The 22526-nt window shown below is 63.5% G+C and carries 14 protein-coding genes, 1 tRNA gene and 1 pseudogene; 5 read left to right on the top strand and 11 right to left on the bottom strand.

The genetic code is table 11. The annotated features are described in order from the left end of the window. Nucleotide 1: 1 nt before the first annotated feature. The gene (locus tag G7076_RS05400) at nucleotides 2-367 is read left to right on the top strand and encodes a succinate dehydrogenase assembly factor 2 (RefSeq protein WP_346774103.1); all 366 of its coding nucleotides are present in this window, start codon (nucleotides 2-4) and stop codon (nucleotides 365-367) included. After that, the gene (mfd, locus tag G7076_RS05395; protein ID WP_166201051.1) at nucleotides 364-3855 is read left to right on the top strand and encodes a transcription-repair coupling factor; all 3492 of its coding nucleotides are present in this window, start codon (nucleotides 364-366) and stop codon (nucleotides 3853-3855) included. Before G7076_RS05400 ends, mfd begins: the two co-directional genes overlap by 4 nt. On the opposite strand, the gene G7076_RS05390 is transcribed toward mfd, so the two are convergent. Continuing rightward, on the bottom strand, nucleotides 3852-4658 hold the full coding sequence (locus G7076_RS05390; RefSeq protein ID WP_166201049.1) for an EAL domain-containing protein: 807 nt from the start codon (nucleotides 4656-4658) through the stop codon (nucleotides 3852-3854). The two genes, mfd and G7076_RS05390, sit on opposite strands and share 4 nt — an antisense overlap. 111 nt (nucleotides 4659-4769) lie before the next feature. Here G7076_RS05390 and G7076_RS05385 point away from each other — a divergent pair, with 111 nt between their 5' ends. Beyond that, nucleotides 4770-5573, top strand: a complete 804-nt coding sequence (locus G7076_RS05385; RefSeq protein ID WP_166201047.1) for an NAD kinase — start codon at nucleotides 4770-4772, stop codon at nucleotides 5571-5573. A gap of 65 nt (nucleotides 5574-5638) precedes the next feature. Further along, nucleotides 5639-5713 (top strand) — tRNA-Asn (locus tag G7076_RS05380). Nucleotides 5714-5929: 216 nt separating this feature from the next. Here the strand turns inward: G7076_RS05380 and G7076_RS05375 are convergent. From G7076_RS05375 to addA, 6 genes and pseudogenes are all read right to left on the bottom strand, one after another. After that, a complete protein-coding gene (locus G7076_RS05375; protein WP_166201045.1) occupies nucleotides 5930-7150 on the bottom strand; it encodes a sensor histidine kinase in 1221 nt (406 codons plus the stop codon). 98 nt (nucleotides 7151-7248) lie between these two features. Next, nucleotides 7249-7827: a DUF4118 domain-containing protein gene (locus G7076_RS05370; RefSeq protein WP_166201043.1), complete on the bottom strand. Its 579-nt coding sequence runs from the start codon at nucleotides 7825-7827 to the stop codon at nucleotides 7249-7251. A 131-nt stretch (nucleotides 7828-7958) separates the two neighbouring features. After that, nucleotides 7959-11072 (bottom strand): bifunctional proline dehydrogenase/L-glutamate gamma-semialdehyde dehydrogenase PutA, encoded by a 3114-nt coding sequence (putA, locus tag G7076_RS05365; RefSeq protein WP_166203401.1) that lies wholly within the window; start codon nucleotides 11070-11072, stop codon nucleotides 7959-7961. Nucleotides 11073-11085: 13 nt separating this feature from the next. Further along, nucleotides 11086-13794 carry a preprotein translocase subunit SecA gene (gene secA, locus G7076_RS05360; RefSeq protein ID WP_166201041.1) on the bottom strand — a complete coding sequence of 903 codons (2709 nt, stop codon included), beginning with the start codon at nucleotides 13792-13794 and terminating at the stop codon, nucleotides 11086-11088. Nucleotides 13795-13939: 145 nt separating this feature from the next. After that, nucleotides 13940-14271 (bottom strand): annotated as a pseudogene (gene trxA / locus G7076_RS05355) (thioredoxin). A gap of 50 nt (nucleotides 14272-14321) precedes the next feature. Then, nucleotides 14322-17708, bottom strand: a complete 3387-nt coding sequence (gene addA, locus G7076_RS05350; protein WP_166201037.1) for a double-strand break repair helicase AddA — start codon at nucleotides 17706-17708, stop codon at nucleotides 14322-14324. Nucleotides 17709-17796: 88 nt separating this feature from the next. Between addA and G7076_RS05345 the strand changes: the two genes are divergently transcribed. Then, on the top strand, nucleotides 17797-17934 hold the full coding sequence (locus G7076_RS05345; protein ID WP_166201035.1) for a hypothetical protein: 138 nt from the start codon (nucleotides 17797-17799) through the stop codon (nucleotides 17932-17934). 2 nt (nucleotides 17935-17936) lie between these two features. Here G7076_RS05345 and G7076_RS12410 read toward each other — a convergent pair whose 3' ends face one another. The 4 genes from G7076_RS12410 to G7076_RS05330 are packed head-to-tail and all read right to left on the bottom strand — an operon-like array spanning nucleotide 17937 to nucleotide 22504. Continuing rightward, nucleotides 17937-18764: a PD-(D/E)XK nuclease family protein gene (locus tag G7076_RS12410; protein WP_240913888.1), complete on the bottom strand. Its 828-nt coding sequence runs from the start codon at nucleotides 18762-18764 to the stop codon at nucleotides 17937-17939. Further along, nucleotides 18707-20827 carry a double-strand break repair protein AddB gene (gene addB / locus G7076_RS05340; protein ID WP_240913887.1) on the bottom strand — a complete coding sequence of 707 codons (2121 nt, stop codon included), beginning with the start codon at nucleotides 20825-20827 and terminating at the stop codon, nucleotides 18707-18709. Before addB ends, G7076_RS12410 begins: the two co-directional genes overlap by 58 nt. Then, the gene (locus G7076_RS05335) at nucleotides 20820-21581 is read right to left on the bottom strand and encodes a nucleotidyltransferase family protein (RefSeq protein ID WP_166201033.1); all 762 of its coding nucleotides are present in this window, start codon (nucleotides 21579-21581) and stop codon (nucleotides 20820-20822) included. Before G7076_RS05335 ends, addB begins: the two co-directional genes overlap by 8 nt. Continuing rightward, nucleotides 21578-22504 (bottom strand): phosphotransferase, encoded by a 927-nt coding sequence (locus G7076_RS05330; RefSeq protein WP_346774107.1) that lies wholly within the window; start codon nucleotides 22502-22504, stop codon nucleotides 21578-21580. The genes G7076_RS05335 and G7076_RS05330 overlap by 4 nt, the downstream gene beginning before the upstream one ends. Nucleotides 22505-22526: the final 22 nt, after the last annotated feature.

The following is a 22526-nucleotide window of genomic DNA, read 5'->3' as shown; positions in this document are numbered from 1 at the left end:
CGTGGCGCGGACCCTAGCGCGGAGCGGCGCGACTGCCTACATGGACCGCATATGGCACCTGCGGCGATTGAGCCGGCGGGCTTTTCGCGCGTGGAGTGACGACGGAATGGATGAGCAATTGCGGGCGCTGAAGTATCGCGCCTGGCATCGCGGGACGCGCGAGGCGGACATGATGATCGGCGGCTATTTCGACGCCCACTCAGCGCAGTGGGACGAGGACGCACGCGCATGGTTTTCCGACCTGCTGAATGAACAGGACGTCGACATCATGGCTTGGGCGATCGGAACCGCCGAGGCTCCGGTGCGCTTCCAGGGGCCAATGCTCAAAGCCATGCAGAAACTCGATTTCATTCGGATCGCCCGTTGAGCGAAGATCTGCAGCGAACCGTCGAGGCCACGGCGCCACTGACCTTGTCGCGGGTCCCCTCCGGCTTCCTGCCGTGGCTGGCAAGCGACGTAGCGCGGGCGGCGAAGGGCCGCGCTGTGGTCATAGCCGCCGACGAAGCGGCGATGCGGGCGATTGCCGACAACGCCCCGGTGTTCGCGCCCGAGCTGGAGGTCATCGCCTTCCCCGCCTGGGATTGCCTGCCCTATGACCGTGCATCCCCCGCCCTAAGGGTCATGGCTGAGCGGCTTGGATCGCTTCATGCGCTTCAGCAGAAACCGAAAGGCCCTCAGTTGCTTGTGACGACGGTTAACGCCGTCACCCAGAGGATCCTGACGCCGTTCCGCATACGCCAGTTCACGCGTCAGCTGGCCGAAGGCGAACGAATCGAGCGAGACAAACTGGTCGAAGCCCTCGTCGCCAACGGCTACCAGCGCACCGACAGCGTCCACGACAGCGGCGAATTCGCGGTTCGGGGATCGATCGTTGATCTCTTCCCAGCCGGAGCAACTCGGCCTGTCCGGCTCGACTTCTTCGGTGACGAGATCGAGACGATGCGGGTGTTCGACCCGTCCGACCAACGCACCAGCGGCAAGGCCGAGACTTTCATTCTGATGCCAGCGAGCGAGACGATGCTCGACGAAGACAGCATCAAGCGATTCCGTGCCCGCTATCGCGAGCGCTTCGGGGCGACGGCGACCGGCGACCCCCTTTACCAGGCGGTCAGTGAGGGTCGGCGGCTGGCCGGAATGGAACATTGGCTCCCGTTGTTCGAAGACCGGCTCGAGACGCTGTTTGACCATCTTGGCGAAGACGACATCGTCATCCGCGATTCGAACGCCGACAAGGCGTGGGAAGCCCGGCGCGAAGCGATCGACGACTATTTCGCCAACCGCGAGCGGGCGATGATTTCGGAGCCGGGCAGCTACCGCCCGCTCGATCCCGGCGCTTTCTACCTTTCAACCAAGGAATGGAAGGCAGCGATTGCCGAGCGTCCGATCCATCTCGCGACGTCATTCGCCGAGCCGGAGAGTCCGTCCGTCATCGACTTCGAAGTGACCGGCGCGCGCGACTTCGCACCGGAGCGGGCGGCCAATGAAAATGTCTACGAGGCGGTGGTCAAGCACGTCGCCAACCTTCGCAAGGACAAGAAGAAAGTTGTCTTTGCGAGTTATTCGAACGGCGCCCGCGAACGACTTACCGGATTGCTGGAAGACCATGGCCTCAAAGCCCTGAAGCAGGCAGCAAGCTGGCAGGAAGCGCTTGGCGTCAAGGCGGATGCCGCGCTGCTGGTACTTCCGCTCGACCACGGTTTCACTTCACCGCAAGTCGCGGTCATTACCGAGCAGGACATGCTTGGCGACCGGTTGGTGCGCCGAAAGAAGCGTCGCAAGAGTGCCGACGCCTTCCTTGCGGAATTGGCCACCTTGTCGCCCGGCGATCTGGTCGTTCACGCCGAGCACGGAGTCGGTCGCTACGAGGGCCTGACCTCGATTCAGGTCGGAAAGGCCCCGCACGATTGCGTAGCCTTGGAATATGCCGGGGGCGACAAGCTCTATGTCCCGGTAGAGAACATCGACGTCCTGACGCGCTACGGAAGCAGCGAATCAGAGCGCGCCAACCTCGACAAGCTGGGCGGCGAGGCGTGGCAGCGCCGCAAGGCGCGGATGAAGGAGCGGATCCGCGAAATCGCTGGCGAGCTTATCAAGACCGCGGCAATGCGGGCCACCCGTCCAGGCCAAGTAGCCGAGGCGGACAGCGCTTTCCCTCAGTTCGTCAACCGCTTCCCCTATGAAGAGACAGACGATCAGGACCGCGCGATCGGGGAAGTGCTGGAAGATCTTTCGAGCGGCAAGCCGATGGACCGGCTGGTGTGCGGCGACGTCGGCTTCGGCAAAACGGAAGTGGCACTGCGGGCGGCGTTCGTCGCGGCGATGGCCGGCTTCCAGGTCGCCGTAATCTCGCCGACGACGCTCCTTGCCCGCCAGCATTTCACCAACTTCACCGAGCGTTTTAAAGGCTTCCCGATCGAGATCGGCCGACTGTCGCGGCTTGTCCCGGCGGCGGAGGCCAAGGCGACCAAGGAAGGACTCGAAAAGGGCACAGTGGACATCGTCATTGGCACTCATGCGCTGCTTGCCAAGACGCTGAAATTTAAGCGCCTCGGCCTGGTCGTTGTCGACGAGGAGCAGCACTTCGGAGTAACTCACAAGGAGCAGCTGAAGGCGCTGAAGGCCGACGTCCACGTACTAACCTTGACCGCAACACCCATCCCGCGAACCCTGCAGATGGCGATGAGCGGGCTTCGCGAACTCAGCGTCATCCAGACCCCGCCGGTCGATCGGCTGGCCGTGCGGACCTATGTTGCGCCTTGGGACCCGGTAGTTGTCCGCGAGGCGCTGCTTCGCGAGCATTATCGCGGCGGACAGAGCTTCTTCGTGGTGCCCAGGATCGCCGACCTTCCCGACATCGAGGAATGGCTTCGAGAGGAAGTGCCGGAGGTGAAATGCATCACCGCCCATGGCCAGATGGCGCCGAGCGAGGTCGAGGAGCGGATGAGTGCCTTCTACGACCGCAAATATGACGTGCTGCTGTCAACGACGATCGTCGAGAGCGGACTGGACATTCCCAGCGCAAATACGCTGATCGTCCATCGCGCCGACCGATTTGGCCTTGCCCAGCTTTACCAGCTGCGCGGGCGAGTCGGCCGTTCGAAGACCCGGGCTTATGCCTATCTGACGACCGCGCCAAACCGGCAGATGACGGAGGGCGCGGAGAAGCGCCTCCACGTCCTCGCCAATCTCGATAGCCTCGGCGCGGGCTTCCAACTGGCGTCTCACGATCTCGATATTCGCGGCGCCGGCAACCTGCTCGGCGACGAGCAATCGGGCCACATCAAGGAGGTCGGCTTCGAGCTGTACCAATCGATGCTAGAGGATGCGATCCTGGAGCTGAAGAGCGGTGTCAGCGAGGTTTCGCGGCAGGAATTCTCGCCCCAGATCAACGTCGAAGCACCGATACTTATCCCGGAGACCTACGTTCCAGACTTGGACCTTCGGATGGGGCTCTACCGTCGCCTCGGCGACTTTGAAGATCGGCAGGCGGTCGAGGAATTCGCTGCCGAGTTGATCGACCGCTTCGGCCCGCTGCCTGACGAGACGAAGAACCTGCTGACCATCGTCGAAACCAAGATCAACTGCCGAAAGGCCTGCGTCGCCAAGCTCGACGTGGGTGCGAAGGGCGCGGTGGTGACCTTCATCGACAGCGGCTTCCCCGACCTTGCCGGGCTTCTGGCCTATGTCGATCGCCTGAAAGGCCAGGCCAAGCTTCGCCCGGACAGCAAACTGGTCATCAGCCGCGACTGGCCAAGCGGCGAGGCGCGACTCAATGGGGCTTTGCAGATTTCGCGCGGACTGAGCCGAGTTGTCGCGGCGGCCGCGAAGGAAGAAAAAGCGCTCGAGCCGGCCTAGGTCGCCGGGGCGAACGTCCCGACGAGCATCTTCAGCGCGGTGTCGTCGAGCGCCGGAGACATGAGATAACCCTGCATCGTCGTGCAGCCCCAGTCCGCGAGCATGGCGCGCTGCTCTTCGGTTTCGACTCCTTCCGCGCAAGTCTCGAGGCCGAGGTCGCTCGCCATTCCAATCATTGCGCGCACGACGATCCGGTTGCGCTCATTATCGAGCCCGGCGATCAGCTCGCGGTCAAGCTTGAGGCTGTCGAGCGGAAGCGCGGTCAGATAGGGCAGATTGGCATAGCCGGTACCGAAATCGTCGATTGCGATCATAACGCCCCATTCGCGGAGCCAGGCAAGCTTAGCAGCGGCCAGCGCCCGGTCGATGACCAGGGTGGATTCGGTGATTTCCAGGGTGATTCGCGATGGATCGAAGGTCAGGCGGCCGCATTCGGCAATGAGCCAATGACCGTAATTGGGCCGGGCCAGATCAGCCGCGACGCAGTTGAGGGAAAGTCGGACGCAGCCCAGCGGGCCGGTCCAGCAGGCGGCCGTCGCGATGGCGCTTGCCTGGACATGGCGCGAGAGGCGCTCGCCCAGCCCGGCTGCGGCGGCGCGGGCGAACATGAACTCGCTCGACGGCTCGGCCTGCCAGCGAGCAAGCGCCTCCACGCCGACGAGGCGATTGGACGCAAGATCGATTTGCGGCTGGAAATTGAGACGGATTGCGCAGGCTGCAATCGCCGCCTCAAGGGCCATGTCCCGCTTGGGCGGTCGCGGAGCTTCGAGCCGGTCCGATGCGCGTTGGCCAATCACTTCCATTCTTCACGCCCTTTCACATGCGCTGGACCTAATCCCCTCGATTTTGGATAGAAACGGACATGGAATGAGGCGCGCCGAAACGGGACAGTGGCATGGCGGAGGAAAACACCTATGTTCCGCCGCGTGACATCTAAACCGACCACCAGCGAGCCCCGTTTCGCAATCATCGCTTCGGAAACAGACGAAGCGCAGTCGGCCGTACGCAGTCTGACGAAGCGCTATCCGCTGTGCGGCCGCGATGGGGCGGATGTGCTCGTCGTGCTAGGCGGCGACGGATTCATGCTCCACACGCTGCACGACATGCTCGATGCCGGCGACACGAGGCCGCTGTTCGGGATGAACCGCGGCACCGTCGGCTTCCTGATGAACGAGTGGCGGCCGAGCGGGCTTGCCGAGCGACTGGCGAAAGCGAAGGCGATCACGGTGCGGCCGCTGGCGATGAAGGCGACCCGATGCGACGGCTCTGTTGTCGAACGGCCCGCGATCAACGAAGTCAGCCTGCTCCGACAGATGCGGCAGACGGCCAAGATCGAGCTGTCGGTGGACGGGCGCGTTGTGATGCCGGAGTTGGTGTGTGACGGCGTGCTAGTTGCGACTCCGGCGGGCTCAACCGCCTATAATTTCTCCGCACGGGGGCCGATCCTGCCACTTTCCGCCAACATGCTGGCGCTAACCCCGCTCGCGCCGTTCCGCCCCAGGCGCTGGACGGGGGCGATCCTGCCTGATGACGTGGCGGTTTGCTTGCGCGTGCTTGAGCCGGAGCGGCGGCCGGTCGCGGCGGTCGCCGACCAGTATGAAGTGCGTGATGTTTCCGAGGTGCGCGTAACGCTCGACCGGTCGCGGGCGCTGACCTTACTGTTCGATCCCGAGCATGCGCTCGATGAACGGATCGCAATGGAGCAGTTCGTCACCTAAAGCCCCTTGCCTTTGGGGCACGTGCCGTTATTACGCGCCTCGCTTGCTCCGCATTGCGGGGCCGCTCCCCGGTAGCTCAGCGGTAGAGCATCCGACTGTTAATCGGACGGCCGCCTGTTCGAATCAGGCCCGGGGAGCCATTTTCCTTGACAGAATCTGGCAGAGCCTGAGCCTGCGGCACGCCTCGCTCGGGCTCGTCGAATTAAATAAAAACGGAGCGGCCGGCTTGAAGCCCGCCGCCCCGGCAAGGTGCGTTCGTGTCTTCACGGGGAAGACCACCTCGCGAGCCTAACAACGCGGCTAGTGCGGGATTCGTCCAGAGCGAAGATTCGGCTGTGCCGGGATGAAACAGCGCTTCAGGAGGTGAGAAGCGTATCAGGTCCGCTATCGCCGTGAACTGTAGCGACATTCGACAAGATAGGTCCGCCCCGGCAGGCCATGCCGCCGACCGCGCGCAGGGCGGCCCTCAACGGGATGCTGGCCACCAGAACGAGGCCGGGCTCGCCTCGGCGGATGCTTAAGCGTCCGCCCAACTCGGCGACCCGCTCGCGAATGCTTGCAAGACCAACACCGAGATGGAGGTCATCGGGCATTCCGCGGCCATTGTCGGCGATAACCACATGAAGCGTCGACCGCCGCGCGTGAAGACCGATGAACGCCTCCGTGGCGCCCGCGTGGCGATGCACATTGGAAAGCGCTTCCTGGACCGCGCGATAAATAGCGAGCTGCGTGTTCTGGCAAACGTTGACGGAGTTTTCCGCCTCGACGGTGATCTTCAATCCCGTCCGGCGGCCGAATCCGTCGGCAAGCTGCCTGATCGCTTCAACGAGACCGAGATCCCGCAATTGCGGCGGATGAGCAAGGTACGCGAGTGTACGCAACTCTCGCTGCGCTTCGCCAAGCATTTCTTCCATTTCGCTGACGATTTCGGCCGTTGCCTTTGATCGCTTTGCTCGCTTCAGCTGGCCGAGAGAAAGTCCGAGACAGGCGAGAAGCTGCATGGTCGAGTCATGAACCTCGCGGGCGATCCGGCGACGTTCAATCCCTTGGCCTTCGATCATCGACGATGCGAAATCTTCGCGCATGTGCCGGAGATTGACCAGCTCGGTGACATCATAGCGGGTCACCGTTGCATAAGAATGGCCGGCAATCTCCAGGCGATTGATGCAAAGCTGGAAGGCCTTGCCTTCCCAGGCCCCGCTACCCTCGTAGATGAAGCGGAAGGATTGTTCGCGATTCTCGTCCATTGCGCGGATGCCGGCGGCAGCGATCCGGGTTGGTTTATGGCCTTCACGGCCGCGAGCCTCGCAGAAGCCCAAATAGTCAGCGCCGGGTGCGAGTTCGTAACCGTAAACTTTCGCGGCCGCCGTCCATGCTTCATTGACGGCAATGATATGCCATTTCTCGTCAACGAGTGCGATTTGCTCGGGAAGCCCGTCAACGACGCGCTGGAATAGGTCGAGAAATGCCGGGTGGGACTGTGTATCTTGATCGGTCGGTGAAAATCGCGCTTGTCCCTCAGGAAAATCCGCTAGGGTATCCTCAGCACCCAGTGAAAGCCGCAATTCCAGATCCATAAAGCCCCCGCCAGTGCTCCGAAAGAACGCAAACCCGAGCAGGATCGTTTATATGATCTAGGTTATAACCCAGAAGCGGGGGAATGACATAAGTGATTTTACTTAAGGGTCTTCGCTGCGGCGGAGGTCAGGCGATCGGCGAGCTCTCGCTGGGCAAGGAAGTCACGCATCATCTCGGCGACTTCGTCTTCCGGGCCAAGGCGGACCCAGGAATGAGAACCGTACCAGCTCGCCCAAGCCTGGCCGCCTTCTAGGCTGAATACGACGGGTGCAGAAAAGCTGCTATCCGGCCGAGCCGGCCGAAGGGAATTTTCAACGATCGTCCTCACCGCTTCGACCAGCGCGATGACAAGGAACGCAGACGTTGCAAAGATGCACATTCCGATCACCTGAATCACGTTGAACGTCAGGTCGAACTGCGGGCGCATGAACAGCAGATCGGCCACGATCCAGGAAATCGCGGAAACGAGCGTGGCGTTGCGCCAAGTCAGAAACGCGCCCGCCAGGATGATGAAGGGCATATAGGTGAAAAAGGGAAAGCCCCGGCCGACGATGTCATCAATAAGCCAACGTATTCCGGTCGGCGCCGCGATCAGCACTATGGCGAATAAAAGCGCCTTGCGTCCGGAGGCCGGTGGCGCGAGCAAAACCCTGCTGACCTTGTCGATGAGTCTCATGTTCGTCCCGAGCGACAACGCGAAATTGAGCCGCGCAATTAAAATGGTGGCTTAACGAGTATGCAATCCCCGCGCACTCGGGGAATCCGGCAAAAAGCGTATCGGGGTTTCCGTTAACGGGATTGCCCCCCTTACCCCTCGATCGCTGCCATGAGCGAGGCGTTACCGCCCGCTGCGGTCGTGTCTATGCAGGTCACACGCTCGGTTGCGAAGCGTGCGACATAGTGCGGGCCGCCGGCCTTTGGCCCGGTACCGCTAAGCCCTTCCCCGCCGAACGGCTGGCTCTCGACAACCGCCCCGATCTGATTGCGGTTGACGTAGAGGTTCCCAACGCGGGCATTGGCTTCGACATATTCGCGGGTCGTGTCGATTCGGCTCTGAAGTCCCAGGGTTAGGCCGTAACCGGTGCGGTTGATCGAATCGATGACACCGCCGAGCTCGCCCGCCTTCCAGCGAACGACGTGCAGGATTGGACCGAAATTCTCCTGGGTCAGCTGTTCGAGGCTTTTGATCTCGTACATCGCCGGCGGAACGAAGAAGCCCTTTGAACGCAGCTTCTGCGGCACTTCCAGATGATTGATGCATTTCGCGTTCTTGCCGAGCCAATCGAGATGACGAAGGAGCGTGTCGCGCGCCTCCGAATCGATGACCGGGCCGACATCGGTGGTGAGCTCGCTCGGATCGCCAATCGTCAGGCAATCCATCGCGCCGGCGATCATCCGAACCATGTCGTCGGCGACATCATCCTGGATGTAGAGTACGCGTAAGGCCGAGCAACGCTGTCCCGCCGACTGGAAGCTGGACGCGACGACATCGCGCGTAACCTGCTCCGGAAGCGCCGAGCTGTCGACAATCATCGCATTCTGACCACCGGTCTCTGCGACCAATGGAACGATGGGCCCGTCGCGGTCGGCAAGAGAGCGGGCAATGCGCCTTGCCGTCTCCGTCGATCCGGTGAAGGCAACACCGGCAGTCAGCGGATGAGCGCAGAGCGCCGCGCCAACCTTGCCGTCACCCACGACCAGTCGGACGATGTCCGCGGGGATACCGGCCTCATGCATCAGAGCGATGGCATGGGCGCCGATCAGTGGGGTCTGCTCGGCGGGTTTGGCCATCACCGCATTACCAGCGGCAAGCGCTGCGGCCACCGGGCCGGTGAAGATCGCAAGCGGGAAATTCCAAGGGCTAATGCAGGTCCATACGCCGCGGCCGTGAAGGCGAAGCTGATTTAGCTCCCCTGTCGGTCCTGGAAGCGGCAATGCGCTTGAGAATTTGGTGCGCGCTTCACTGGCGTAATAGCGGAGGAAATCGACCGCTTCACGAACCTCGAGAACGGCATCGGGGAGCGTCTTGCCGGCTTCCCGAATGCATAGCGAAAAGAAGATCTCGCGGTCACGCTCGAAGAGGCTGGCCGTTTTGTCGAGTAGGTCGGCGCGGGCTTCTCCGCCGAGCGAATCCCAAGCGGGCTGGGCTTTGGCGGCGGCAGTCATCGCACGATCGATCGAAGCCTCGTCGGCGTCAGCGGCCGTGCCGACGGTGGTTCGGTTATCATGCGGCGAGGTAATCGGCGTGCCACCTTTCCCGCCCGCATGGAAGCTGCGCTCTTCCAGCTTCTTAAGCCGTTCAAGCAAGGGCTCGCGAACCAGCGGATCGCTAAGGTCGACACCGGCGCTGTTCATTCGCGAGGCGCCGAAGATGGCGTTGGGAAGCGGAATGACCGGGTTGCGTTTCGGCTCGAGTGCTTCGAGCTCGCCGACAGGATCGCGAACCAATGCATCGAGAGGAACATGCTCGTCGGCGATGCGGTTGACGAAGCTGGAGTTGGCGCCGTTCTCGAGCAAGCGGCGCACGAGATAGGCGAGCAATTCCTTGTGGCTTCCGACCGGCGCGTAGATTCGCACCGGGGTCGGCTGCTCGCCGATTCCTCGCTCCAGGGCGGCAAGCTCGTCGTAAAGGCCTTCGCCCATCCCGTGGAGGCGCTGGAACTCGAATCTGGGGGCAGCCTTGCGAGGTCCGGCAAGCGCCTTGATCGCCGCGATCGTGTTTGCGTTGTGTGTCGCAAAAGCCGGAAAAAGCACGTCAGTCGCGGCGAGCATGCGCTTGGCGCAGGCGAGGTAGGAAACGTCTGTTGCGACCTTGCGAGTCCAGACCGGATAATCGTCCAGCCCAGCGACTTGCGCGGCCTTGATCTCCGTATCCCAATAAGCGCCCTTGACGAGTCGGACCATGAATTTGCGGTCATGCTTGCGGGCGAGCGCGACAACCCAGTCGATCAGCGGAACGGCGCGTTTCTGATAGGCTTGGACGGCAAGGCCGAAGCCGTTCCAGCCGTTCGGGAACAAGTTATCGTCCGCTGCCAATTCCTCGATGATGTCGAGGCTGAGCTCGAGGCGGTCGGCCTCTTCTGCGTCGATGGTGAGATGAACGTCAGCTTCGGCGGCGACGCGCATGAGGTCGCGGAGCACCGGCAGGATAACGGCCTTGGCCTGTTCGGCATGGCTCCACTCGTAGCGAGGATGGAGCGCCGACAACTTGACCGAGATACCCGGCGCTGCGCGGACGCCCTGTCCTTTTGCCGAGTCCGCGATAGTGCGGAGAGCCGAGCGATAGGCGTTGGCATAACGCTCCGCATCGGCAAGCGTCCGCGCCGCCTCGCCGAGCATGTCGAAGCTGTGGCTCCAGCCCTTGACCTGCTCAGGTTTGGCGCGGCGCAGCGCCTCCTCGATGGTGCGGCCGAACACGAACTGACGACCGAGGATCTTCATCGCTTGACCGACCGCGGTCCGGATAACCGGTTCTCCGAGCCGGCCAACGGCGCGTCCGAGCGCGGCCCGCCAGCCCTGCGATGTGTCGTTGGCCTCTTCCAGCACCTTGCCGGTCAAGAGCAGCGAAAAGGTCGCGGCGTTGACGAATGTCGACCGGGATTCGCCGAGCTTCTCGGCCCAGTCGGGACCGGCGAGCTTGTCGGCAATCAACTCGTCGGCGGTCTCGGCGTCAGGAATTCGAAGCAGCGCCTCGGCCAGGCACATGAGCGCAATGCCCTCGTCGCTGCCGAGGTCGTAGGCGGCCATGAAAGCGTCGATCCCGGCCGGCTTGTGACTGCGCACAGATTTGGAGAGCGAACGAGCCATGGCCGCGGCCTCGCGCACTTCACTTGGGGAAAGCCTGGCTTCTTCGAGGCGCCGAGCGGCCAGCGCGTTCTCGTCGGGCCGATACGAACGGCGCAGCGCAGCCCGGTCAATCATGCTCTTCACGTCCTCAGGCGATGGCGCCGTGGCAATGCTTGAATTTGCGTCCCGAACCGCACGGGCACGGCGCGTTGCGGCTTTCCGGCACCTGCGCGCCTTCTGGCAGCGGCGGCAACGGGGTCTGCCGTGGGGGAGCGAACAGACTCGGACCGCCGTCCTGATCATCGCTATTGTCGTCACCCGACAGCGGATCGAAATGGCTGGTGATGAAGTCCGGCAGGTCCGGCATCGGTGTTGGCTGGATCTGCACTTCGGCGCGCATCAGCGTCTTCGTTACGTCCTCGCGAATGGCAATCAGCAGCCGTTCGAACAGCAGGAAGGCCTCCTGCTTATACTCGTCGATAGGCTTCTTCTGCGCATAGCTGCGCAGGTGAATGACCTGGCGGAGCGCATCCAGCGTCGCAAGATGTTCTTTCCAGTGATGGTCGAGGCTCTGCAGAAGAATCTGCTTTTCGACCTCGACCCAGCGATCCTTGTCGGCTCCTTCGATCTTCGCAGCCATCGCCTCGTCGCACAGAGCCTGCAGGCGCTCTACGATGATCGATTGCTCGACTTCCTCTTCCTGCATCCATTCGTCGATTGGCGGTTGCAGAAACAGGACGTCGGCCACGCCTTCCTTGAGACCTGCCACGTCCCACTGCTCGGGATAGGTGGCGGGCGGGCAATAGACGTCGACGAGGCCGACGATGGTCTCCTGGCGCATGTCCTCAATGACGTCGGAGACATGATCGCTGTCCATGATCTCGGCGCGCTGCTCGTAGATCACCTTGCGCTGGTCGTTCATCACGTCGTCGAACTCGACGACCTGTTTGCGAATGTCGTAGTTCCGCGCTTCGACCTTCTTCTGCGCGGTCTCGATCGCCTTTGAAATCCAGGGGCTGACGATCGCTTCGCCGTCTTCGAGATTCTTGTTCATCAGCCGAGCGAAGGCGGTCTGCGGGCCGAAAATCCGCAAGAGATCGTCGTCGAGGCTGAGGTAGAAGCGTGACAAGCCGGGGTCACCCTGGCGCCCGGAACGTCCGCGGAGCTGATTGTCGATGCGGCGGCTCTCATGGCGTTCGGTGCCGAGCACGAACAGGCCGCCGGCTTCCAGCACGCGCCGTTTTTCATCGATGATTTCGGCGCGGATTTCTTCTGCCTTGGCCTCATATTCCGGGGTTCCGGCGACGAGGTCCGGAAATTCGTCGAGCATCCGGAAGTCGAGATTGCCGCCGAGCTGAATGTCGGTGCCGCGGCCGGCCATGTTGGTCGCGATCGTAACCGCGCCAAGCCGGCCCGCCTGGGCGACGATATGCGCCTCGCTCTCGTGGAAGCGGGCGTTGAGCACGGAGTGGCGGATCTGCTCCTTTTCGAGGAACTCGCTCAGCATTTCCGACTTCTCGATGCTGACCGTTCCGACGAGGACCGGCTGGCCGGATTCCTGGCGGGCGCGGATTTCCTTGGCGATGGCGGCAAACTTGTCGGTAATGTTCTTGTAGAACTCATCGTCTTCGTCGATGCGCCGGACATCGACGTTGGTCGGGATTGAGACGACGTTCATCCGGTAGATGTCGAAGAACTCGGGGGCCTCAGTAAGCGCCGTGCCGGTCATCCCCGAGAGCTTCGGATACATGCGGAAATAATTCTGAAATGTGATCGACGCGAGCGTCTGGTTCTCGGGCTCGATCCGGACGTTCTCCTTGGCCTCTACCGCCTGGTGAAGGCCATCGGACCAGCGGCGGCCGTCCATCATTCGTCCGGTAAACTCGTCAATGATAACGATCTTGCCGTCCTTGACGATGTAATCGATGTCCCGCTTGAACATCATGTTGGCCTTCAAGGCCTGGTTCAGGTGGTGAACGACCTGCGTGTTGGCGATGTCGTAGAGGTTGCGGCCTTCAATCAGGCCCGCATCCTCAAGCATCCTTTCCGCCTTCTCAGTACCTTCCTCGGTGAGGACGATGCTGCGCTGCTTCTCGTCCTTCTCGTAATCGGACTCGACGAACTGCTTAACGATGGCATCGACGCCGATGTAGAGGTCGCTTTTGTCATCGGTCGGGCCGGAAATGATCAGCGGGGTCCGCGCCTCGTCGATCAAAATCGAGTCAACCTCGTCGACAATGGCGAAGTTGAACGGCCGCTGGACCATCTGCTCGCGCGAATATTTCATGTTGTCGCGCAGATAATCGAAGCCGAGCTCGTTGTTCGTCGCGTAGGTGATGTCGGCGTTGTACGCGTCACGGCGAAGGTGATCGATGAGGTTCGGAACGATCACGCCCACGGTAAGGCCGAGGAACTTGTAGACCTGCCCCATCCATTCGGCGTCGCGCTTGGCGAGATAGTCGTTGACGGTGACGACGTGGACGCCCTTGCCGGGGAGCGCGTTGAGATAGGTCGCAAGCGTCGCGACGAGCGTCTTGCCCTCGCCGGTACGCATCTCCGCGATCTCGCCGCGGTGAAGGGCGATGCCGCCGATCATCTGCACGTCGTAGTGGCGCTGGCCGAGCGTGCGCTTCGCTGCTTCGCGAACGGTGGCAAAGGCTTCCGGCAGAAGCTCGTCGAGCTTGGCGCCTTGGTCGAGCCGTTCGCGGAACAGGATCGTCTGGTGCTTCAGCTCGTCGTCGGTCATCGCGCTGATCGACGGCTCGAAACCGTTGATCTGCTCGACAATGCGGCGAAGCTTGGCGACATAGCGGTCGTTAGCCGATCCGAAGATGCTCTTGGCCAATCCGGCGATCATCAATTTTCCTCAATCTTCAATGGCGCGCGATGAGTGGATTAGTGCGCCGTTTCGCGCGCGTGCGCGATTGGGGCGCCGCATAGCAGCACCCCGGCCAAGGTCAATGTTTTCAGGCTGGAATCAGCCACTGTCGCGACGGCTGGCCTCAGGCGTTTGCCGTCAGCTCCCCTTCGAGCCACTGCTGGAGCGCTCCCTTGGGGCGGCGCCGACCTTCTGGGCGACCGGGCGGCCGTCCTTGAACAGCACCATGGTCGGAATCCCGCGAACGCCGTAGCTGGTCGGAGTCTGAGGGTTTTCGTCGATGTTGAGCTTCACGATATCGACCCGGTCGCCGATCTCGCCCGCAATCTCTTCCAGTGCCGGGGCGATCATCCGGCACGGACCGCACCATTCGGCCCAGAAATCGACCAGCACCGGCTTGTCGGCGCCGAGTACCTCGGACTGGAAATTCTGGTCGGTGACGGCGCGAGTGCCCATTTGCAATTCTCCTTCTCTACGGCGCCATATGGGCGCTCGGGAGCGCCGTCTCAACCGGGAAGATCGAGGATTTTCGGACCCGAGGTGTAGAGCAAGGCGGCCTCGACCACGCAGCCGGGGAAAATGACCTTAAGAGCATCGCGATAAGCTTCCATCTGCAGCCGGTGCGAACGCGGAACGGAAGCGGCATCGCCAGGGACTTGGCTTCCGGTCTTGAAGTCGACGAACCGGACTCGGCCCGCCTCGACGAGAAGCCTGTCGACAGCGCCGGCGATGACGCGCCCATCCGGCAAGGTCGCCGCAATCGGTGCTTCGGCGAGGGAGCCCGGTCCGAAAAGCTCCTCGTGGTCCGGATCGCCGATGATCGAACAGGCGAGATCGGCGAGCATATCGCGGACAGCCGCGTCGGAGAGGCCGGCGCTTCGCTCGAGCCAGCCGAGGGCGGCTTGGCGCCGGTCGTCAGGAGCGACCTCCGGTAAGCGCTCGAACAGCCGGTGAAGCAATGTCCCGCGGCGTGCGGCATCGAGCTCGAAGGGCGCTGGCGGAGGATACGGCAGGTCATCTTCGGCCAAAGTCGATGGCGCAAGCGGGCGGGCCGGCCTTGGCTCGGGTGGTGGTGGGCGATGGAGCCATTCGGGCAGGCTGGATGCCACTTCGACTTTTCGGTGCGAGCGAAATGGAGCGCTTTTGCCTTCCGAGTGGTGGATGAGGCGGCCGTCTTCTTCTCGCGCGGCGCCGATCCGTTCGAGCGCCTGCTCGATGACATGATGCCAGGTGCGCGCAGCCTCGCCACGTTTGCGGATTCCGCTGACGACGAGCCGCTCGCGCGAACGGGTCAGCGCCACATAAAGCAGTCGCCAGTGCTCGGCGCGATCGAGGGTTTCGTCGTGCTCGATTAGTTCCGCGAACGGGCTGCAACGCTCGGCCCTGCGTGGCCGGACGAGCGGGACGACGTGACCTTCGACCGGAAATTCGAGTGGGGGATTGGGTGCACCCAATTTGTCAGGATCCGAAGTCGCGTCGGCGAGGATGACGAGCGGCGCTTCGAGACCCTTGGCGCCGTGGACGGTCATCACCCGGACGGCGTCCGCAGGTGCGGACGGGTCGCGCTTGATTTCGACATCGCCGCTCGCGAACCAGGACAGGAAGCGGTCGAGCGACGGAGTCTCCGAGCGTTCGAACTCCAGCGCGGCGCTGACCAGTTCCTCGATGGGGTCGCGCGCCTCCGGTCCCAAACGCCGGATGAGTTCGCGCCGCCCCCGCATCGGACCAGACAGAATATGCTCGAGAAAGCGCGACGGAACAGCGTAATCGGCCATCGCCAAAATCGGCCGAAGCCGCTCAAGCGCCAAAGCACAATCCGGGTTGCTTGCCTCGCAATCGACCAGCGCATTCCACAACGGACCACGCCGACTGTGCGCTGCGCGATAAAGCTGATCCTGATCCCATCCGATCAGCGGCGAGACGAGAAGCCCGGCGAGGTTGAGGTCGTCGAGCGGCTGAACCGCGAACGTGATCGCGGATAGCAAATCCTTTACGGCCAGCGGGCGGTGAAGGTGAAGACGGTCGATACCCGCAACCGGCACCTTCTCCGCGAACAGGCGAGCGACGATCAGCGACGCCAGTTCACCGCGGCTACGGACAAGGATCAGGATGTCGCCGGGACTGAGCGGCCGGCCGGTGCTGGCCATGACAGGTTTTTCATCGAGCCACCGCCGGACTTGCCGGGCGATGCGCGTGGCATGGGCGCGGTCCGCCTCGTCGAGCCAACCTTCTTCGCCTTCCTCGCCATTACCCGAGTCCGGCTCCATCGCCGGCCACCATTCGATATGCCCGGGGCGATCGACGTGAAAAGCGTGATGGGCAGGCGGCGGGGCCGGAAGCCCCATTGCCTCGTGACCGATGACGTCGATCGCCGCATCCACGAGATCGAGGATTATCGGCGAGGAGCGGAAGCTGGCGCTGATCGAAAGATCGCGAAACTCGCGCGGGACGATGTCGGGGTCTTCACGCGCCGCTTCGACCAGGGAGTCGGCATCGCCCTGAACGCGCTTGCGCATCTTTTCATATTCGGACGGATCTGTTCCCTGGAACCGAAAGATGGCCTGCTTGAAATCGCCGACCATGAACAAGGTCCGCCAGCGGCTTTCGGCCTCGCTCGATCCGCTGAAGAATTCGTCGCGCAGAGCATCGACGATCCTCCACTGATCTTCATTGGTGTCCTGGGCTTCGTCGACCAGGATATGATCGGTACGCCGGTCAAGTTTGAAGCGTACCCATTCGCCCATTCCCGGTGTGTCGAGGAGCCGGCGAGTCCAGCGAATGAGGTCGTCGAAATCGGCGACCCCGGCGGCGCGCTTGGCGCGGTCGTAATCCGCCGCATAGGCCTGGCCTGCGCGCAACCCCGCGGCCTGCGCGGCGACGAGCTGCGCGGCGGAGCGCATGGCGAGAAGCTCGCCGATCGCCTCGACCATCGCAGCGGACGCGGAGTCGTAATCCGCCATCGCCTTGACCTGGCCGGGTGATACCTTGCGCGGTTCTCCCTTTCCTGTGAGGAAGACGGCGGCAAGGCGATCAAGCGCGGCTGCGCGGCCCGCGAAGTCCAGCGCTAGCCATTCGTCGATCGCGGCCGCATAGCCCTGGCCTTTGACGCCGCCCCAGGAAAGGTTGGCGTCGGCTATGGCGCGAAGCAGCGCGCAATCGAACCGGCTGTCGTCGCAACTTGAAGCGAGCGCTTCATCGATGTCGCCTTCCGGCAACCCGACGAGCGCGCGAAGCGCGGGTTCGATCGCCTCCGGTGGGCCGAGGGCCGCTAACCCCTCGCCAGCATGCGCGCAATCGAGAAGGTATTTTTCCGCGCCCTGTTCACCAAGACGCATCGAGAGAAGCTGGATGTCCGAAATCAGCCGCGTGTCGCCCCGCGCCTCGGCGTTGGCGGCAAGGTTCGCAAGGGTCCGCCGGGCAAGCTCTTGCTCCGCCCGGCCCTCGATCGGCTGGAAGCCGGGCATAATTCCGGCCTCGGCCGGGAAAGCGGCGAGCAATGTTTGAGCAAAGCTGTGAATGGTCTGAATCCGGAGTCCGCCGGGCGCTTCGAGAACTCGTGCGAACAGGCGGCGAGCATTTTCGAGCGTCTCGTCGTCGGTTGGCTCGTCGAGCGCGGACAGGTCCTTGCGCAGGTCGGGATCTTTCATCCGAACCCAGCGCGCGAGACGCTTGCCGATCCGATTGGCCATTTCGGCCGCACCCGCCTTGGTGAACGTCAGGCAAAGGATCGATTCCGGGCGGACTCCGCCAAGCAGCAGACGGAGCACCCGCGCGGTCAGCACCTGGGTCTTGCCGGTGCCTGCCGAAGCGGAGACGGCGGCGTGGACTTGCGGATCCGCGGCCAGGCCCTGCTCATGCTGGAGCGGCTTTAACGGATCGTGGCGACGCGACACCGGCCTGCCTCTACCAACAGCCTTGCGGCTTCCCAAGCTGCGAATGCCGGAATATCAGCAGTTGCAACCCGACCAAGCGGAGCATGGAATGAGCGAGAGCGGAAACGACGACGAACGGCGCAACAAGCTTGTCAAAGCAGGAGTCGCGGTCGGCATCGGATCGGCGGCGATCGTTGCCGCGTTGCTCTACGCGTCGAAGGTAAAGAAGCCCAAGGGCCGCAAATAGGGTCACGTCCGGCCGTACCATTCGTCGAGACGCATCAGCTGATCGTAGTCGCCGTATGGCGCGAACGCGGGATGCAGCTTGGCAGTGAACGGCTCGGTGCCGGTAAGATAGTTGCTGACGAGGACGAGGAACTGGCTTGTGGCGCGCTCGACAAAAGCGTCCGCGCCTACCCCCTTGTCGCTTTCGACCTTCTTGCCGTAGCCGTCCTTCCCCCGGGCGAGCGACCAATATTCGTGCGCCCCGGGAAGGCCCTGAACCGCAAATCCGCCCTCCCTGGCGATCAGGCCGAGCAGGCCGAGCTGGAGAGCGAAACCCGTTTCCACCGCCTTGCCGGTCGGCGGCTGGCCGGTCTTGTAATCGACGATTGCGAGTCGCCCGTCGGGAAGGCGATCGAGGCGGTCGGCAATGCCGTGCAAAGTAACGCCGTCAATGATCGCTTTGCCTTCCGCCTCGGCAGCAACCGGGCGGCGTCCGGCGGCGCGATTTTCCCGTTCCTGCGCCGCAATCCAGTCGATCGCTTCGAGCAGTCGCGGTTGCCACAAGGCGCGTAGCATCGGGTGAATCGCCTCTCCGGCGATGAGCGCGCGCGCGCGATCGATGAGGCGGTCCGGTTCGCAATCGTCCTCATTGAACCAACGTTCGAGAACGTCGTGCACCGCTGTTCCCTTCCACTGGGCGCTGCGATCGGCATCGACCGGTTCCAGCGGCTTCAGCCGAAGCATGGCGCGAGCATAGAACGCGAAGGGATCGGCCTTGAGGCGGTCGGCCTGGGTCACCCAGATGTCGCGGGGGCGCTTTTCCGCCGGCGGGCATGGCGCGGGGCGAGCCACGGGCTCCAATGAACCCGGATCGTCGATCGCCGCGACATATTGCTCAAGCTTGCGATCGCGGGGCAGCCCCCGGTCATCGCTTCGAGCCGGAGCCAGAAGCGCGAGGCAATGGTCGGCGAGCGGCTATCCCGCCGCGCGCGGGTGATGAGCACGTTCCTTGCCCCAAGGGCGCCAGCAAAGTCATGCGCGGAAAGACCGATCCTGAACTCGATTCCCGGGAGGCCAAGCAAGGCGCGTATCTTCGGAGCGAGCCAAGGATCAGGCGCCGGAAGCGCCGGCCAGACGCCTTCGTTTAGCCCGCCAAGGATCATGAGGTCAGCCTGCTGAAGACGCGCTTCGAGAAGTCCGAGAATCGCGACTCGTGGATGTCCGCCATAGGGCGGGCGGACCGCGACGCCGTCCATCAGGTGCCGGAAGGCAGAAACCCATTCGGTCGGGTCGAGCTGGAGCAATGCTGAATCGGGGGATGATCCGATCCGACTGACTAGATCGCCGAGCGCGCGACCGTCCGCGCCCGCCCACAAACGCTCGCCGGTGAGAGTCGTCGCAACCGCGCGGATGGCGGCGCAGAGCGCGGCAGGATCGCGGCCCTTTCCAGAATGATCCTGCAACAGCTGGAGTGGTCCGCGAATCCGGGCCCAAGCTTTGGCGGCGTCGCCATCGGCAAAATGACGATCGAGACCGTCGAGGCCGCTTCCCGGTCGCGGACCGCGCAAAGCAAGGTCACAGGCGCGGACGTCGGCTAACCAGCGAAGACGGGATTCGCCCTGCCCACCGGACAACGGGTGCTTGAGCAAGGTGAGTAGCGGTACCGGAGCGAACTGCTCCGCCGCGACGCCAAGCGCGGCGAGAACAAACGCCCCGGCAGGTGTCTGCGACAAGGGCTTGCCGGCGCTATCGTCGGCCGCAATGGCCCAACGGCCGAGGTGCCCCGCCACGCGCGCGGCAAGCGTGCGGTCGGGACTGACCAGGGCGACGGTCCGCTCGGGCGTTTCGAGCGCTTCCCTGATGGCGATGGCGATCCCCAGTGCTTCGCCGGCCGGATCGGCGAATTCCGCGGCCCTTACGCCCGTCAATCGGCGTTCGGCAGGCGGCAGGCGGCTCCATTTGCCGCTGAACGGTGCGCTGACCATCGCGTTGGAAACGACTCGTGTCCGAACGGCCGGCGACGCCGCACGGCCCCCGCTGTGCCAATGCAACACTTCCTCGCGGGCCACGCCCATCCGGTCGAGAAGCAACTTCAAATGGAACTGGGGGTGAGTTTCCTCGCCCCTGCCGTCATCGCCGGGCCCGAGCGCTTCCCATTCCTCCACCGGTACCGCGGAAGGTGACGCAAGGCCCGGCAGGACGACCATCCCGCGCTCAAGGAAAGCGATCGTCGATAGTAAGCCGGCGACGGCCGGCACGGCGCTGGTGACTCCTGCGGCGACGGTGAAGCCCGACGGTTCCTGCTCGCTCCAGCGCCGCGCCGTCTCGCGAAGCAGTCGGTTACGCCGCTCCGCAAGGTCGATGAGGCCGCGCCGCTCGAGCTCCAGTGGCCATGCGGCAACGATGGCCTGGAGCCGGTCGAGCGACTTCTGCCAGTGGATCGCAAGGTCCTGCAGGTTCGCCGCGAGCCCTGCAAGCTCCGACGGCGAAACTTCCTCGACGATGAGCTGGTCGAGTGCGCGAGCGAGGTCGGCCGCGAGCCTCATCGACTCGGTCACAGTCTCGCCGGGCTGGCGGATCAGCGCGGCAATCGCCAGCTGGCGTTCGAGGGGATCGATCGCCGGCGGAATGACCGAGCTCGCTGGGTCGAGAGCGCCCCCGATGCGGTCGTCGAGCTCCGGATCGCCGATCGCGATGAGCCGCGGAAGCACCAGTCCGGTGCCACTGGCGCGGACAAATGCCTCGGTCAAAGTCCGGACCGCGCGGCCGTTAGGAAGCAGGATACGGCCGCCGGCGAGCGCCATCGGATCGCGGCCGAACTTTCGTATCAGTCCCGCCGCGAGCGAGTCTGCGAAGCTGCGGTGGAGCGGAACCGCGTAGACATTTGGCTGGCGGGGACGCGCCCCATCAGCCATCGGCTATCGCCCGTTCGGTCGCTTCGATCGCGGCCGGAGACCCGACGTCGAACCATAGGCCCTGGTGGACTGCCCCGAAGCAGCGGGCCTGTGCAATTGCGCGATCCCACAGGATGTTCGTCGAAAACGGCCCATCCGGAGCGCCTTCGAGCAGGCGCTTCGAAACGATCTGGATTCCGGTGTAGACGTAGGGCGCTACCTTGGAGCGGCCGCGGCGGCGAAGACGGCCGAAACGATCCATGTGGAAGTCGCCCTGCCCGCTGTGATTTCCGGCGCGGGCCTGCGGAACAAGCAGGAGCAGCGCGTCCATGCGCTTGTCGTCCCAGCCGCTGGCGAGGAGCTTGAGTGAATCGGCCGGGCCGTCGACCCAGTAGTTGTCGCTGTTGACGACCAGGAACGGGTCGCAGCCGATCATCGGCGCCGCCTGGACCAGGCCGCCGCCGGTCTCCAGAAGGACGTCGCGCTCATCGGAGATCGTAACGTCGAAGTCGGAAGCCTGGTCGGCGAGGTGCTTCTCGAGCACTTCAGGAAGATAATGGACGTTGACGACAATCTTTCGCACGCCGGCCTCGCGAAGGCGGTCGAGCACGTGATCGATCAGCGGCTTCCCGGAGAGCGCGACCATCGGCTTGGGCCTGTCGTTTGTGAGTGGCCGCATCCTTTTTCCGAGGCCGGCCGCCATGACCATCGCGGTGTCAGGCACGCTCGCGGCAATGCGGGGGCGAAGGTTGAGGCTTCGCGCGACCTTGTTCATGCCCATTCCTTCCAGGCCTCGGCGCGAGCGTGCGAGGGCACTGCCACATCGAAGTAAGCCCTAAGTCTCTCAAGGCCCAGCTGAGCGAGATCGCGCTCGAGCAGACCCCACATGCGCGGCTGAAATGCCCGATAATGCGGTTTTCCGTCGCGCTTCCACAGGCGCACGAATACGCCGAGGATCCGCGTATTGCGCTGCGCGGCGAGCGCCCAGTATGCGCGTTCGAACGCGTCGCCCTGCCCCGCCGCCAGCTTGTAGCGGTCGAGCATTGCGCGCTCCAGTTCAGGGGCGACGTCGCGGCGGGCATCTTCCAGAACCGAGGCGAGGTCGTAGGCCGGATGACCGGCGAGTGCATCCTGGAAGTCGAGGAGGCCGAGCTTCGCAATGCCCTCGCGCCCGCTTACCAGCATGACATTTTCAGCATGGAAATCGCGAAGCACGGTGACCGGCCCCAGGCCGTCCTCGGCGACTGGGCGCAACGCGTCTTCCCATGCGACGCGCCATGCTACTGGATCGAGTTCCAAGCCGACCGCCGGTGCATACCAGTCGGCGAACAGCATGACCTCGTCGAGCCATTGTTCGAGGCCATGCTTTGGAAGGCCGTCCATTGGCTGGTGGCCGTGGAGGTGGACGAGAAGATCGGTCGCGGCCTCGTAAAGCTCACGCTCGCGATCCGGCTCGAAGTCGATCCGCTCCTTGAACCGGTCGTCGCCAAGGTCGGCGATCAGGAGCAGTCCTCGCTCAAGGTCCCGGGCAAGGATTTGGGGAGCGGTCAGGCCGATTGAGCCAAGCCATTCAGCGACGGCGATGAACGGCCGCGGATCCTCGTGCGGCGGCGGAGCGTCCATCAGCACCGCCTGACGGTCATTTGAATAGACGCGGAAATAGCGGCGGAAGCTCGCATCTCCGGCAAGCGGCTCGATCCGGGCTCCAGCCCAACCGCAT

It is taken from the genome of Sphingomonas sp. HDW15A (assembly GCF_011301715.1).
GTDB lineage: Bacteria > Pseudomonadota > Alphaproteobacteria > Sphingomonadales > Sphingomonadaceae > Sphingomicrobium.
The sequence above is the reverse complement of the archived record's forward strand: the minus strand, read 5'-3'. Positions and strand labels throughout refer to the sequence as shown.

Coding starts and splice junctions, on each gene's coding strand:
- G7076_RS05390 (WP_166201049.1), bottom strand. CDS start 4,658: ATGGAAGTGATTGGCCAACGCGCATCGGACCGGCTCGAAGCTCCGCGA.
- G7076_RS05385 (WP_166201047.1), top strand. CDS start 4,770: ATGTTCCGCCGCGTGACATCTAAACCGACCACCAGCGAGCCCCGTTTC.
- G7076_RS05375 (WP_166201045.1), bottom strand. CDS start 7,150: ATGGATCTGGAATTGCGGCTTTCACTGGGTGCTGAGGATACCCTAGCG.
- G7076_RS05370 (WP_166201043.1), bottom strand. CDS start 7,827: ATGAGACTCATCGACAAGGTCAGCAGGGTTTTGCTCGCGCCACCGGCC.
- putA (WP_166203401.1), bottom strand. CDS start 11,072: ATGATTGACCGGGCTGCGCTGCGCCGTTCGTATCGGCCCGACGAGAAC.
- secA (WP_166201041.1), bottom strand. CDS start 13,794: ATGATCGCCGGATTGGCCAAGAGCATCTTCGGATCGGCTAACGACCGC.
- G7076_RS05345 (WP_166201035.1), top strand. CDS start 17,797: ATGAGCGAGAGCGGAAACGACGACGAACGGCGCAACAAGCTTGTCAAA.
- addB (WP_240913887.1), bottom strand. CDS start 20,827: ATGGCTGATGGGGCGCGTCCCCGCCAGCCAAATGTCTACGCGGTTCCG.
- G7076_RS05335 (WP_166201033.1), bottom strand. CDS start 21,581: ATGAACAAGGTCGCGCGAAGCCTCAACCTTCGCCCCCGCATTGCCGCG.